This window comes from Pseudomonas sp. PHC1, from assembly GCF_046487845.1.
Classification (GTDB): Bacteria; Pseudomonadota; Gammaproteobacteria; order Pseudomonadales; family Pseudomonadaceae; genus Aquipseudomonas; species Aquipseudomonas sputi.
In genome coordinates, this window is the sequence record NZ_JBJXHJ010000005.1 from 249134 (window position 1) to 263355 (window position 14222).

Annotated in this window: 15 protein-coding genes; 11 read left to right on the forward strand and 4 right to left on the reverse strand. The window is 60.3% G+C overall.

Annotated features, from left to right (window positions below; genetic code table 11):
• Nucleotides 1-95 precede the first annotated feature (95 nt).
• Nucleotides 96-437 (reverse strand): zinc ribbon domain-containing protein YjdM, encoded by a 342-nt coding sequence (locus ACKJSM_RS10000; protein WP_236182027.1) that lies wholly within the window; start codon nt 435-437, stop codon nt 96-98.
• 123 nt (nt 438-560) lie between these two features.
• Nucleotides 561-1529, reverse strand: a complete 969-nt coding sequence (locus ACKJSM_RS10005) for a polyprenyl synthetase family protein (RefSeq protein WP_007950962.1) — start codon at nt 1527-1529, stop codon at nt 561-563.
• A gap of 241 nt (nt 1530-1770) precedes the next feature.
• Here ACKJSM_RS10005 and rplU point away from each other — a divergent pair, with 241 nt between their 5' ends.
• The 5 genes from rplU (at nt 1771) to ACKJSM_RS10030 (ending at nt 5524) form a co-directional block, all read left to right on the forward strand.
• The gene (gene rplU, locus ACKJSM_RS10010; protein WP_003228361.1) at nt 1771-2082 is read left to right on the forward strand and encodes a 50S ribosomal protein L21; all 312 of its coding nucleotides are present in this window, start codon (nt 1771-1773) and stop codon (nt 2080-2082) included.
• A 35-nt stretch (nt 2083-2117) separates the two neighbouring features.
• Nucleotides 2118-2375 (forward strand): 50S ribosomal protein L27, encoded by a 258-nt coding sequence (gene rpmA / locus ACKJSM_RS10015; protein WP_003228360.1) that lies wholly within the window; start codon nt 2118-2120, stop codon nt 2373-2375.
• A gap of 193 nt (nt 2376-2568) precedes the next feature.
• Nucleotides 2569-3792, forward strand: coding sequence for an Obg family GTPase CgtA (gene cgtA, locus ACKJSM_RS10020; protein ID WP_039771717.1), 1224 nt, complete (start codon nt 2569-2571; stop codon nt 3790-3792).
• Nucleotides 3793-3929: 137 nt separating this feature from the next.
• Nucleotides 3930-5048 carry a glutamate 5-kinase gene (gene proB, locus ACKJSM_RS10025; RefSeq protein ID WP_236182083.1) on the forward strand — a complete coding sequence of 373 codons (1119 nt, stop codon included), beginning with the start codon at nt 3930-3932 and terminating at the stop codon, nt 5046-5048.
• A gap of 11 nt (nt 5049-5059) precedes the next feature.
• Nucleotides 5060-5524, forward strand: coding sequence for a CreA family protein (locus ACKJSM_RS10030; protein WP_410237336.1), 465 nt, complete (start codon nt 5060-5062; stop codon nt 5522-5524).
• 110 nt (nt 5525-5634) lie between these two features.
• On the opposite strand, the gene rpsT is transcribed toward ACKJSM_RS10030, so the two are convergent.
• The gene (rpsT, locus tag ACKJSM_RS10035; protein ID WP_003228351.1) at nt 5635-5907 is read right to left on the reverse strand and encodes a 30S ribosomal protein S20; all 273 of its coding nucleotides are present in this window, start codon (nt 5905-5907) and stop codon (nt 5635-5637) included.
• Between the two features lie 252 nt (nt 5908-6159).
• Here rpsT and murJ point away from each other — a divergent pair, with 252 nt between their 5' ends.
• The 6 genes from murJ to ispH all read left to right on the forward strand — a co-directional run bounded on the left by murJ (nt 6160) and on the right by ispH (nt 13581).
• Nucleotides 6160-7698 carry a murein biosynthesis integral membrane protein MurJ gene (murJ, locus tag ACKJSM_RS10040; protein ID WP_236182028.1) on the forward strand — a complete coding sequence of 513 codons (1539 nt, stop codon included), beginning with the start codon at nt 6160-6162 and terminating at the stop codon, nt 7696-7698.
• A 129-nt stretch (nt 7699-7827) separates the two neighbouring features.
• Complete coding sequence (gene ribF / locus ACKJSM_RS10045) at nt 7828-8766, forward strand: bifunctional riboflavin kinase/FAD synthetase (RefSeq protein ID WP_007959537.1); 939 nt, start codon at nt 7828-7830, stop codon at nt 8764-8766.
• A gap of 13 nt (nt 8767-8779) precedes the next feature.
• On the forward strand, nt 8780-11611 hold the full coding sequence (gene ileS, locus ACKJSM_RS10050) for an isoleucine--tRNA ligase (RefSeq protein ID WP_410237337.1): 2832 nt from the start codon (nt 8780-8782) through the stop codon (nt 11609-11611).
• The gene (gene lspA, locus ACKJSM_RS10055) at nt 11604-12116 is read left to right on the forward strand and encodes a signal peptidase II (protein ID WP_236182030.1); all 513 of its coding nucleotides are present in this window, start codon (nt 11604-11606) and stop codon (nt 12114-12116) included. Before ileS ends, lspA begins: the two co-directional genes overlap by 8 nt.
• A gap of 7 nt (nt 12117-12123) precedes the next feature.
• Nucleotides 12124-12561, forward strand: coding sequence for an FKBP-type peptidyl-prolyl cis-trans isomerase (gene fkpB / locus ACKJSM_RS10060; protein ID WP_236182084.1), 438 nt, complete (start codon nt 12124-12126; stop codon nt 12559-12561).
• Nucleotides 12562-12636: 75 nt separating this feature from the next.
• Nucleotides 12637-13581 (forward strand): 4-hydroxy-3-methylbut-2-enyl diphosphate reductase, encoded by a 945-nt coding sequence (gene ispH / locus ACKJSM_RS10065; protein ID WP_236182031.1) that lies wholly within the window; start codon nt 12637-12639, stop codon nt 13579-13581.
• On the opposite strand, the gene ACKJSM_RS10070 is transcribed toward ispH, so the two are convergent.
• Nucleotides 13553-14107, reverse strand: a complete 555-nt coding sequence (locus tag ACKJSM_RS10070) for a GspH/FimT family pseudopilin (protein ID WP_236182032.1) — start codon at nt 14105-14107, stop codon at nt 13553-13555. The two genes, ispH and ACKJSM_RS10070, sit on opposite strands and share 29 nt — an antisense overlap.
• Nucleotides 14108-14222: the final 115 nt, after the last annotated feature.

Here is a 14222-nt window from a genome sequence, read left to right on the forward strand (position 1 = left end):
ACGGCTGGCGTTTGGCTATCGCGTGGATTGGCTGGGGATTGCGGGAGAGGGGGAGGCTCCATCCCACGGCAGACGCGGGATGGAAGACAGCAGACTCAGACTTTTCTGACGAACTCGGATTTGAGTTTCATCGGGCCGATGCCGTCGATCTTGCAGTCGATGTCGTGATCGCCATCGCACAGGCGGATGTTCTTGACCTTGGTACCGACCTTGACCACCAGCGAGGTGCCCTTGACCTTCAGGTCCTTGATCACGGTGATGGTGTCGCCGTCCTGCAGGACGTTACCGACCGAATCTTTTTTCACGGCATCATCGGCTGTCACTTCGGCTTCACCGCCGGCAGACCACTCGTGGGCGCACTCGGGGCACACCAGTTGGGTGCCGTCTTCGTAGGTGTATTCGGAATTGCATTTCGGGCAGGGTGGCAACGTGCTCACTAAGGCTCCTTGGAGAGGGGATCGCTAAAAGTCGCACATTGTATAGGGTTTTGGCCGTTGATGGCAGGCAACAAAAAACCGCAGGCTCCACGGAGGCTGCGGTTTTTGATGACGCGATGCTGATCAGTGCGTGCGAGCGACCGCGAACTCGCTCAGCTCGACCAGTGCATCGCGGTATTCGCTGGCAGGCAGCGCGTCAAGGCACTTGATCGCACGGGCCACGTAATCGCGGGCCAGTTGCGCGGTGTATTCCAGCGAACCGGAGGCTTCCACGGCGATGCGGATGCTTTCCAGGTCTTCGATCCCGCCTTTCTGGATCGCCTGGCGTACCAGTGCGGCCTGCTCTGGCGTGCCTTCGCGCATGGTGTAGATCAGCGGCAGGGTCGGCTTGCCTTCGGCCAGATCGTCACCGACGTTCTTGCCCAGGGTTTCGGCGTCGCCCTTGTAGTCGAGCAGGTCGTCGACCAGCTGGAACGCCACACCCAGGTGATCGCCAAAGGTGCGCAGGGCTTCGCTCTGCTCGGCGGTGGCACCGGCCAGCGCCGCGGCGCTGTGGGTCGAAGCCTCGAACAGCATCGCGGTCTTGCCGCGGATGACTTCCATGTAGGTTTCTTCGGTGGTGCTGGCGTCGCGGACCTTGGACAGCTGCAGCACTTCGCCTTCGGCGATGATGCGCGTGGCCTGGGACAGGATCTTCATCACTGGCATCGAGCCCAGTTCGACCATCATCTCGAACGAGCGCGAGTACAGGAAGTCGCCGACCAGTACGCTCGGGGCGTTGCCCCACATGGCGTTGGCGGTCGAACGGCCGCGGCGCATGCCGGACATGTCGACCACGTCGTCATGCAGCAGGGTGGCGGTGTGCAGGAACTCGATGGTGGCGGCCAGCAAGCGCATGTCGTCGCCTTCGCGACCCAGAGCCTTGCCACACAGCAGCACCAATAAAGGACGCAGGCGTTTACCGCCGGCGGACGTGATGTAATCGCCGATTTTCGATACCAGCGGCACTCGGGAAGTCAGCTGCTTCTTGATGATGCCGTCGACGGCGCTAAAATCGTCCGCCACCGCGCGGTAGAAAGCTTGGGGTTGCATCAGCGACAGGTGCTCCAGAAGGGTTGCGCGGCATGCTAGGACCCACGTCCGGGCCTGTCAAGGCGCGATGGACGGCCCCTTGCATGACTTCGAAGGCTTGCGTACAATCGCGCACCCTGAACTTCCTGGGCAGCACCTGCCTTACGCAATTGCACTTGGGCCGTTCCAGCCCCATGCAGCCATGCCAGCCAATACCTCTTCTTATAAAGAGCTGGGTGAGCAGGATTATCGGAGAAATACCATGTACGCAGTAATCGTTACCGGCGGTAAGCAATACAAGGTCGCTGAAGGTGAATACCTGAAGATCGAAAAACTGGAAGTCGCCACTGGCGAATCCGTGACTTTTGACCGCGTTCTGTTGGTCGCCAACGGCGACGACGTGAACATCGGCGCACCTGTTGTTGCTGGCGCAACCGTCAAGGCTGAAGTGATCTCCCAAGGTCGTCACGATAAAGTCCGCATCATCAAGTTCCGTCGCCGTAAGCACCACATGAAGCGTATGGGCCACCGCCAGTGGTTCACCGAGATCAAAATCACCGGTATTCAGGCTTAATTACAGCCTAATTCCTCACTAGGAGAATTGAACTCATGGCACACAAAAAAGCTGGTGGTAGTACCCGTAACGGTCGCGACTCAGAAGCCAAGCGCCTTGGCGTGAAGATGTATGGCGGCCAGGTCATCAAGGCCGGCAACATCATCGTGCGTCAGCGCGGCACCCAATTCCACGCTGGCTACGGCGTTGGCATGGGTAAGGATCACACCCTCTTCGCGAAAATCGAAGGCGTGATCAAGTTTGAAGTAAAAGGCGCCTTCGGTCGTCGTTACGTGAGCGTTGTCGCAGCCTAACTGCGAGAGTGCTGGAGAAGCCCTGTCTTGCGACGGGGCTTTTTCGTTTGTGGGGTGAGTCTCTTGCAAAGCTGTTTGTATGGGCTGCCGGCGTGCGATGCAGGTCGTGGATTGGGGTCGCTGCGCTCATTTTTGCAAGAGTCTTATGTCTTGATTGTTTTTCGGCTCGTCCGTACGGCGAGAGGCGTTGGTTATGAAGTTTGTTGATGAAGTATCGATCCGCGTAAAGGCTGGCGACGGCGGCAATGGCTGCATGAGTTTTCGTCGCGAAAAATTCATTGAAAACGGCGGCCCGAACGGTGGTGATGGCGGTGATGGCGGTTCCATCTACATGATGGCCGACGAAAACCTCAACACCCTGGTGGACTACCGTTACACCCGGCACTTCGATGCCGAGCGTGGTTCCAACGGCGGCAGCACCGACTGCACTGGCAAGAAGGGTGAAGACCTGATCCTGCGCGTGCCGGTTGGCACCACCGTGATTGACTCTGCCACCCAGGAAGTCATCGGCGACCTGACCAAGGCCGGTCAGAAACTGATGGTGGTGCAGGGCGGCTGGCACGGTCTGGGCAATACCCGTTTCAAATCCAGTACCAACCGTGCGCCGCGCCAGACCACGCCGGGCAAGCCGGGCGAGCAGCGCGACCTGAAGCTGGAAATGAAAGTGCTGGCCGACGTCGGTCTGCTGGGCCTGCCGAACGCCGGTAAAAGTACCTTTATCCGTTCGGTGTCGGCTGCCAAGCCGAAAGTTGCCGATTACCCGTTCACCACCCTGGTGCCGAACCTGGGTGTGGTCAGCGTCGATCGCTGGAAAAGCTTCGTCATCGCCGACATTCCGGGTCTGATCGAAGGTGCTTCCGACGGTGCCGGTCTGGGTATTCGTTTCCTCAAGCACCTGGCGCGTACTCGCCTGCTGCTGCACCTCGTCGACATGGCGCCGCTGGATGAAAGCAGCGCGCCGGACGCCGCTGAGGTGATCGTCAACGAGCTGATCAAGTTCAGCCCGTCGCTGGCCGAGCGTGATCGCTGGCTGGTGCTGAACAAGTGCGACCAGATCCTCGAGGAGGAGCACGAGGCGCGGGTCAAGGAAATCGTTGATCGTCTGGAGTGGACTGGTCCGGTCTACGTGATCTCGGCCATCGCTAAAGAAGGCACCGAGCGCCTGACGCGCGACATCATGCGTTATCTGGAAGATCGTGCCGATCGCCTGGCCAATGATCCGGCCTACAAGGAAGAACTGGCCGATCTCGATCAGCGCATCGAAGACGAAGCTCGTGCGCAGTTGCAGGCGCTGGATGACAAGCGTGCCCTGCGTCGCAGTGGTGTGAAGTCGGTTCACGACATCGGTGACGATGACTGGGACGAGGAAGACGTGGATGACGAAGACGGTCCGGAAATCATTTACGTGCGTGACTGATTCGTTGCAGTAAACTTAAGCGCCGCTCAATCGAGCGGCGTTTTAGTATCTGGAAATCGATTGTTGGTCGCGAAGAACCACGAATAACGTCACGGGCGGTGCCAGGTCGCGCTGCCCTCAAGCTAAGGTTGAAGATGATGCGGAGCAAGGTGACAGGTGCGCAGCGTTGGGTCGTGAAGATCGGCAGCGCTTTGCTGACGGCGGATGGCAAGGGGCTGGATCGCGCGGCAATGAGTGTCTGGGTCGAGCAGATGGTGGCTTTGCATGAGGCTGGCGTCGAGCTGGTGCTGGTGTCCTCCGGGGCAGTGGCGGCGGGCATGAGTCGCCTGGGCTGGACCGCGCGACCCAGTGCGATGCATGAGCTTCAGGCTGCCGCTGCAATCGGTCAGATGGGCCTGGTGCAAGCCTGGGAGTCGAGCTTTGCCGAGCATGGTCGGCACACTGCGCAGATTCTCCTGACCCATGACGACCTGTCCGACCGCAAGCGCTACCTGAACGCTCGCAGCACCTTGCGTGCGCTGGTCGAACTGAAAGTTATCCCGGTGATCAACGAGAACGACACCGTCGTCACTGACGAAATCCGCTTCGGCGACAATGACACGCTCGCGGCGCTGGTGGCCAACCTGGTCGAGGCCGATCTGCTGGTGATCCTGACGGATCGCGACGGCATGTTCGATGCCGATCCGCGCAATAACCCTGGCGCGCAGCTGATTTACGAAGCGCGCGCCGATGATCCGACACTGGATGCAGTGGCGGGCGGCACCGGCGGTGCGCTGGGGCGTGGCGGCATGCAGACCAAGTTGCGCGCGGCGCGTCTGGCGGCGCGTTCCGGGGCGCACACCATCATTGTCGGTGGGCGTCTGGAGCGCGTGCTTGATCGTCTGAAGGCGGGTGAGCGGATTGGTACGTTGCTGTCGCCTGAGCGCGGCATGCTCGCGGCGCGCAAGCAGTGGCTGGCCGGGCATCTGCAAACCCGTGGCACGCTGGTGCTGGATGATGGCGCGGTTTCTGCGTTGTCCCAGGGCAACAAAAGCCTGCTGCCGGTCGGCGTCAAACTGGTTCAGGGCAGTTTCCGTCGTGGCGAAATGGTGGTGTGCGTGGCACCGGACGGTCGTGAGATTGCCCGTGGCCTGGCTAACTACAGCGCGCTGGAAGCACAAAAAATCATCGGTCAGTCGTCGGATGCGATTGTCGGTTTGCTGGGTTACATGGCTGAGCCGGAACTGGTTCACCGTGACAATCTGATTCTGGTGTAAGGAAAAACGCGATGCGCATGGCAAAAGGATTGTTGGGCTTGTTGATGGCGTTGCCATTGCTGGCCTCGGCCGAGGAGATCGGCCAGGTGTCGACGGTGTTCAAGTTTGTCGGGCCGAACGACCGGATCGTGGTCGAGGCATTCGATGATCCGAAGGTCGAGGGTGTGACCTGCTATCTGTCGCGCGCCAAGACCGGTGGTGTGAAGGGTGGGCTGGGTCTGGCGGAGGATCGTGCCGAGGCGTCCATTGCTTGCCGTCAGGTTGGGTCGATTAACTTCAAGGGCGAGTTGAAGGATGGTGAAGAGGTGTTCAAGGAGCGCACTTCGCTGGTGTTCAAGACCATGCAGGTGGTGCGCTTCCTGGACAAGAAGCGCAATACGCTGGTGTATCTGGTCTACAGTGATCGCCTGATCGAAGGCAGTCCGCAGAATGCGGTGACGGCGATTCCGATTCTGCCTTGGGCATCGGCTCATTGATCGCGTGTAAGAAGGGGAGCCGGCTGGCTCCTCTGTTTTTGCCCTGAGTTCAGCAAATCGCAGGCAATAAAAAACCGACCCTGAGGTCGGTTTTTTAATGACTACGTCGCTTAGGCAGCTTCTTTCAGTGCCTTGACGTGGCCATTCAGACGGCTCTTATGACGAGCAGCCTTGTTCTTGTGGATGATGCCTTTATCGGCCATGCGGTCGATAACTGGCACAGCCAGAACGTATGCAGCTTGAGCTTTTTCAGCGTCTTTTGCGTCGATGGCTTTAACTACATTCTTGATGTAGGTACGAACCATGGAACGCAGGCTGGCGTTGTGGCTGCGACGCTTCTCAGCCTGTTTTGCACGTTTTTTGGCGGAAGGTGAGTTGGCCACCGTCGAGCTCCTCGAAAGACTTTTTAGGAAATAGCAAACAAAATAGGCCGCGAATCATGCCGATGAGTTGAAGTCTTGTCAAGGGCGCTTGAAACGTTCCGCTAAGTGGTAGGTGTGGTGCGACGGGATATTTCTTTCCGGCGTGTGACCTGTAAACTCGCGAGCTTTGGCTCTGTGCTGTTGCGGCGCGGAGTATCGCACAAGTGGGCGCGTTATTCGCCTGCTGTTTATCGACAGGCACACATTCCTTCAATGAATCTGCTCAAATCGTTGGCCGCCGTCAGCTCTATCACGATGCTTTCCCGGATTCTCGGGTTTGTTCGCGACACGCTCATTGCCCGTATCTTCGGCGCCGGAATGGCAACCGACGCCTTCTTCATCGCCTTCAAGCTGCCCAACCTGCTGCGCAGGATTTTTGCCGAGGGCGCGTTTTCCCAGGCTTTTGTGCCGATCCTGGCCGAATATAAAAGCCAGAAGGGAGAAGAGGCGACCCGCACCTTTATTGCCTACGTTTCCGGTCTGCTGACGCTGGTGCTGGCACTGGTCACCGCGCTGGGCATGATTGCCGCGCCCTGGGTGATCTGGGCCACGGCGCCGGGTTTCACCGATACGCCGGAAAAATTCCAGCTGACCTCCGACCTGCTGCGAGTGACCTTTCCTTATATATTGCTGATCTCTCTGTCTTCGCTGGCGGGAGCAATCCTCAATACCTGGAACCGTTTCTCGGTTCCGGCGTTCGTGCCGACCCTGCTCAACGTCAGCATGATCGTGTTTTCGCTGTTCCTGACGCCGTACTTCGATCCGCCGGTCATGGCCCTCGGTTGGGCGGTGCTGGTCGGTGGCCTCGCCCAGTTGCTCTATCAACTGCCACACCTGAAGAAGATCGGCATGCTGGTGCTGCCGCGCCTGAATCTGCGCGATACCGGTGTCTGGCGAGTCATGAAGCAGATGCTGCCGGCGATCATCGGCGTCTCGGTCAGCCAGATTTCCCTGATCATCAACACTATTTTCGCCTCGTTCCTGGTGGCGGGCTCGGTGTCGTGGATGTACTACGCCGACCGTTTGATGGAGCTGCCGTCCGGTGTGCTCGGCGTCGCGCTGGGTACGATCCTGCTGCCGACGCTGGCCAAGACCTACGCCAGCAAGGATCGACACGAATATTCACGGATTCTCGACTGGGGCCTGCGCCTGTGCTTCGTGCTGGTGCTGCCGTGCGCGCTGGCGCTGGGGATTCTGGCTGAGCCTCTGACGGTTTCGCTGTTCCAGTACGGTCAGTTCAGCGGGTTTGACGCGGAGATGACCCAGCGGGCGTTGATTGCCTATTCTGTCGGTCTGCTCGGCATTATCGTGATCAAAGTGCTGGCGCCGGGCTTTTATGCGCAACAGAACATCCGTACTCCAGTAAAAATTGCAATTTTCACTCTGGTGGTTACTCAGCTGTTCAACCTGGTGTTGATCGGCCCGCTGGCGCACGCCGGTCTGGCACTGGCGATCAGCGCCGGTGCTTGCCTGAACGCCGGATTGCTGTTCTATCAACTGCGCAAGCAGCAGATGTATCAACCGCAGCCTGGCTGGCTGAAGTTCGGTTTCAAGCTGTTGGTCGCGGTGGCGGTGATGTCGGCGGTGCTGTTGATCGGCATGCATTTCATGCCCGCGTGGGATCAGGGCCACATGCTTGAGCGTTTCCTGCGCCTGGGCGCATTGGTAATTGCTGGTGTCGTCGCTTATTTCGGCATGTTGCTGCTGCTCGGTTTCCGCCTGCGCGACTTCAATCGCAAGGCGTTGAGCTGAGGTTCCACCCTTGAAACACGGGCGCGAGCCGGCAGTTTTGTCGGCTGGTTTATTTTGGGTTACGGTGTTGCCTGTCGTCGGCCGTCGGGTGTGGTTATAATCGGCCACTTTATGAGCAAGAAGCGCGTTATGCAGCTGGTTCGAGGCCTCCACAATCTGCGCCCCCAGCATCGGGGCTGCGTCGCCACTATTGGCAACTTTGACGGTGTTCACCGTGGTCACCAGGCCATCCTGGCCCGACTGCGTGAGCGTGCGCTCGAGTTGGGCGTACCCAGCTGCGTGGTGATTTTCGAGCCGCAGCCACGGGAGTTCTTTGCCCCGGAGACCGCGCCGGCGCGTCTGGCCCGGTTGCGCGACAAGCTGCAACTGCTGGCCGCCGAAGGCGTCGACCGGGTCTTGTGTCTGGCGTTCAACCAGCGCTTGAGCAAGCTGAGCGCCAGCGAATTCGTCGATACCATCCTGGTTGATGGCCTCGGTGTGCAGCATCTGGAGGTCGGTGACGATTTCCGCTTCGGTTGCGACCGTCTCGGCGATTTCGATTTCCTGTTGCAGGCCGGGCAGGTTCACGGTTTTACCGTGGAAGCGGCGCAAACCGTCGAGCTGGACGGCATTCGTGTCAGCAGCACCCAGGTGCGCAACGCGTTGGCCGCCGCCGATTTTGCTTTGGCCGAACGTTTGCTCGGTCGCCCGTACCGAATTGCCGGGCGTGTGCTGCATGGCCAGAAACTGGCCCGCCAACTGGGTACGCCCACGGCGAACATTCAATTGAAGCGCCGTCGCGTACCGTTCACCGGGGTTTATCTGGTCGACGTCGATATCGACGGCAAGACCTGGCCCGGCGTCGCCAATATCGGCGTGCGGCCCACGGTCCAAGGTGATGGCAAGGCCCACCTTGAAGTCCATCTTTTAGATTTTGCCGGCGATCTGTATGACCGGCGTTTGACGGTGGTTTTCCACCAGAAGCTGCGTGAAGAGCAGCGTTTCGCCTCCCTGGAGGCATTGAAAACGGCGATCAGCGCGGATGTCGCCGCCGCCCGTGCACTAGCCGCACCTAGCGCCCATCGCTAATGAAGAGCCTTAAATGACCGACTATAAAGCCACGCTAAACCTTCCGGACACCGCCTTCCCAATGAAGGCCGGCCTGCCACAGCGCGAACCGCAGATCCTGCAGCGCTGGGACAGTATTGGCCTGTACGGAAAGTTGCGCGAGATTGGCAAGGATCGTCCGAAGTTCGTCCTGCACGACGGCCCTCCGTACGCCAACGGTACGATCCACATCGGTCACGCACTGAACAAGATTCTCAAGGACATGATCATCCGCTCGAAGACCCTGTCGGGCTTTGATGCGCCGTATGTCCCGGGCTGGGATTGCCACGGCCTGCCGATCGAACACAAGGTTGAAGTGACCCACGGCAAGAACCTGGGCGCGGACAAGACCCGCGAACTGTGCCGTGCCTACGCCACCGAGCAGATCGAAGGGCAGAAGACCGAGTTCATCCGTCTCGGCGTGCTGGGCGACTTCGCCAACCCGTACAAGACCATGAACTTCAAGAACGAGGCCGGTGAAATCCGCGCCCTCGCCGAAATCGTCAAGGGCGGTTTCGTGTTCAAGGGCTTGAAACCTGTGAACTGGTGCTTTGATTGCGGTTCGGCCCTGGCCGAAGCGGAAGTCGAGTACGAGAACAAGAAGTCCTCGACCATCGACGTGGCCTTCCCGATCGCCGACGAAGCCAAACTGGCCGCGGCGTTCGGTCTGCCGTCCCTGAGCAAACCTGCCTCGATCGTGATCTGGACCACCACCCCGTGGACCATCCCGGCCAACCAGGCGCTCAACGTTCACCCGGAATTCACCTACGCGCTGGTCGACATCGGCGACAAACTGCTGGTGCTGGCTGAAGAGCTGGTCGAATCCTGCCTGACCCGTTACGGCGTCGAAGGCAACGTATTGGCCACCGCACCGGGTTCGGCGCTGGAGCTGATCAATTTCCGTCATCCGTTCTACGACCGTCTGTCGCCGGTGTACCTGGCCGACTACGTGGAACTGGGCGCTGGCACCGGCGTGGTTCACTCCGCCCCGGCCTACGGCGTGGACGACTTCGTGACCTGCAAGAAATACGGCATGGTCAACGACGACATCCTCAACCCGGTACAGAGCAACGGCGTCTACGTGCCGTCGCTGGAGTTCTTCGGCGGCCAGTTCATCTGGAAGGCCAACCCGGCCATCGTCGAAAAACTGAGCGAAGTTGGTGCGCTGCTGCACACCACCGTCATCGAACACAGCTACATGCACTGCTGGCGCCACAAGACCCCGCTGATCTACCGCGCCACCGCGCAGTGGTTCATCGGCATGGACAAGGAGCCGGTATCCGGCGGCACCCTGCGCCAGCGTTCGCTCAAAGCCATCGAAGACACCAAGTTCGTTCCGGCGTGGGGCCAGGCGCGCCTGCACTCGATGATCGCCAACCGTCCGGACTGGTGCATCTCTCGTCAGCGCAACTGGGGCGTGCCGATCCCGTTCTTCCTGAACAAGGAAAGCGGCGAACTGCACCCACGTACCGTCGAGCTGATGGAAGAAGTCGCCAAGCGCGTTGAAGTCGAAGGCATCGAAGCCTGGTTCAAACTCGACGCCGCCGAACTGCTGGGCGATGAAGCGCCGCAGTACGACAAGATCAGCGACACCCTTGACGTCTGGTTCGACTCGGGCACCACTCACTGGCACGTCCTGCGCGGTTCGCACCCGATGGGTCACGAGACCGGCCCGCGTGCCGACCTGTACCTGGAAGGTTCGGACCAGCACCGTGGCTGGTTCCACTCGTCCTTGCTGACCGGTTGCGCCATCGACAACCACGCGCCGTACCGCGAGCTGCTGACTCACGGTTTCACCGTGGACGAGTCCGGTCGCAAGATGTCCAAGTCCTTGGGCAACGTGATCGCGCCGCAGAAAGTCAACGACACCCTGGGCGCCGACATCATGCGTCTGTGGGTCGCCTCGACCGACTACTCGGGCGAGATGGCCGTGTCCGAGCAGATCCTGCAGCGCAGTGCGGACGCCTATCGTCGTATCCGTAACACCGCGCGTTTCCTGCTTTCCAACCTGACCGGTTTCAACCCGGCCACCGACCTGCTGCCGGCCGAAGACATGCTGGCGCTGGATCGCTGGGCGGTGGACCGCACCCTGCTGCTGCAACGCGAGCTGCAAGAGCACTACGGCGAATACCGTTTCTGGAACGTCTACTCGAAGATCCACAACTTCTGCGTGCAGGAGCTGGGTGGTTTCTATCTCGACATCATCAAGGACCGCCAGTACACCACCGGCGCCGACAGCAAGGCCCGTCGTTCGTGCCAGACCGCGCTGTTCCACATCTCCGAAGCGCTGGTGCGCTGGATCGCGCCGATCCTGGCCTTCACCGCCGACGAACTGTGGCAATACCTGCCGGGCGAACGCAACGAGTCGGTGATGCTCAACACCTGGTACGAAGGCCTGACCGAGTTGCCGGAAGGCTTCGAGCTGGGTCGCGAGTACTGGGATCGCATCATGGAAGTGAAGGTGGCGGTCAACAAAGAGATGGAAATCCAGCGCGCGGCCAAGGCCGTCGGTGGCAACCTGCAAGCCGAAGTGACGCTGTTCGCCGAGGAAGCGCTGACCGCTGATCTGGCCAAGCTGAGCAACGAGCTGCGCTTTGTCCTGATCACCTCGACCGCCACTGTTGCGCCGTTCGTGCAGGCTCCGGCCGATGCCGTGGCCACCGAAGTCAGCGGCCTGAAGCTGAAGATCGTCAAATCCGCCTTCCCGAAATGTGCCCGTTGCTGGCACTGCCGCGAAGACGTCGGCGTGAATCCGGAGCATCCGGAAATCTGCGGCCGTTGCGTGGACAACATCGATGGTGCCGGCGAGGTTCGTCACTATGCCTAATGCCGTTGGCCGTTTCGGACGGCTGAGCTGGCTCTGGTTGAGCTTGCTGGTTCTGGTCATCGACCAGGCCAGCAAGTTCTACTTCGAAGACAAGCTCGAGATGTTCCAGCAGATCGTGATCATCCCTGATTACTTCAGCTGGACACTGGCCTACAACACTGGCGCCGCCTTCAGCTTCCTCGCGGACAGCTCGGGCTGGCAGCGCTGGCTGTTCGCCCTGATCGCAATCGCGGTCAGTGCGGTGCTGGTAGTCTGGCTCAAGCGCCTGGGCCGCAACGAAACCTGGCTGGCCATCGCACTGGCGCTGGTGCTGGGCGGCGCACTGGGCAATCTGTATGACCGCATTGCCCTGGGCCATGTGATCGACTTCATTCTGGTGCACTGGCAGAACCGCTGGTACTTCCCGGCGTTCAACTTCGCCGACAGCGCCATCACCGTTGGCGCGGTGATGCTGGCACTGGACATGTTCAAAAGTAAAAAAACCGGAGAAACCGTTCATGACTGAACAGGTATTGGCTGAGCAGCGCATCGGCCAGAACACGGAAGTCACCTTGCATTTTGCATTGCGCCTGGAGAACGGCGACACGGTCGACAGCACCTTCGACAAGGCACCGGCGACTTTCAAGGTCGGCGACGGCAACCTGCTGCCAGGCTTCGAGGCTGCCCTGTTCGGTTTCAAGGCCGGCGACAAGCGTACCCTGACCGTCGAACCGGAAAACGCCTTCGGCCAGCCGAACCCACAAAACGTGCAGATCATCCCGCGTTCGCAGTTCGTGGACATGGAGCTGTCGCCGGGTCTGCTGGTGATCTTCAACGATGCGGCCAATACTGAGCTGCCGGGTGTGGTGAAAGAGTTCGACGACGCGCAAGTGACCGTCGACTTCAACCACCCGCTGGCTGGCAAGACGCTGACCTTTGACGTCGAAATCATCAACGTCAAAGCACTGTAATCGCTGTTCTGCAGGAGCCGGCTGACCGGCTCCCGTAGTGATCCAATCTTTCGCGCGCAAGACACGAGGCACCGCATGCAAATCAAACTCGCCAACCCCCGTGGCTTCTGCGCCGGCGTGGACCGGGCGATCGAAATCGTCAACCGCGCCCTGGAGGTCTTCGGGCCGCCGATCTACGTGCGTCATGAAGTGGTGCACAACAAGTTCGTGGTTGAGGACCTGCGCAGTCGTGGCGCGATCTTCGTCGAAGAGCTGGATCAGGTGCCGGACGATGTCATCGTGATCTTCAGTGCCCACGGCGTCTCGCAAGCCGTGCGTACCGAAGCCGCCGGTCGTGGCCTGAAAGTGTTCGACGCCACCTGCCCGCTGGTGACCAAGGTGCACATCGAAGTCGCGAAGTACAGCCGTGACGGTCGCGAGTGCATCCTGATCGGCCACGCCGGCCACCCGGAAGTCGAAGGCACCATGGGCCAGTACGACGCCAGCAACGGTGGCGCGATCTACCTCGTCGAAGACGAGAAGGATGTCGCCGAGTTGCAGGTGCGCAACCCCGACAAACTCGCCTTTGTCACCCAGACCACGTTGTCCATGGATGACACCAGCCGCGTCATCGATGCGCTGCGTACGCGTTTCCCGGCCATTGGCGGGCCGCGCAAGGACGATATCTGCTACGCCACCCAGAACCGTCAGGACGCGGTCAAGCAACTGGCCGACGAATGCGACGTGGTGTTGGTGGTGGGCAGCCCGAACAGTTCCAACTCCAACCGCCTGCGTGAACTGGCCGAACGCATGGCCACGCCAGCCTACCTGATCGATGGCGCCGAAGACCTGCAGAAGAGCTGGTTCGACGGTGTCGAGCGTATCGGCATCACCGCCGGTGCTTCCGCCCCGGAAGTTCTGGTGCGCGGCGTGATCCAGCAGTTGCAGGCCTGGGGCGCCACCGGCGCTGACGAGCTTGACGGGCGTGCGGAGAACATCACGTTCTCGATGCCTAAAGAGCTGCGCGTTCGCTCGATCTGACCGCCTTATCCTTTCGGCACAACGCCTGTTCAGCCTTTTGGTTGGCCAGGCGTACGCGACCGGTCGCCGCCAGCACCACCTGAAGCTGGCTGACCGGCTCGCGAGCCGAGCACAGATGTAACGTCCCCGCCTGAAACTTGCGGTCCGGCACCAGTGGCTGGCCCAGGCTGCTGAAGCGTATGTACCGGCTCACCAGCCAGTTGCCGACAATCGGTATCTTTCCGTCACTCGCCTGCTCGATCAGCAATGGATTACCGGCATCCCCCGGTCCCTTTCCGCTGAGATCCAGAATGATCCGCCAGCCCTGGCCCCAATCGCCGTTGATGCCATGAATCACCACGCTCTGATTGCGCGTGATGGCCATGGTCCGGGCATTGCGAATCCCGTCGAGCAGAGACTGCGCGGCCTGCTGCCGCCGGTTTGATTCGGTGAAGTCCGCCAGCGCCGGACTGACCAGCGACAGAACAATTGCGCCGATCGCCAGTCCCATAAGCAGTTCGACCAGACTGAAACCCTGTTGCGGCATGTGCGCGTCCTCCCTGGATTGTGCACAGCAGCGCAGTCCGTGCGCTGCACGCGGTAAATCAACCGGCGCCCGCCGGTCGAATGTTCTAGGTTTGTACAGGTATAGCCGACGGCAA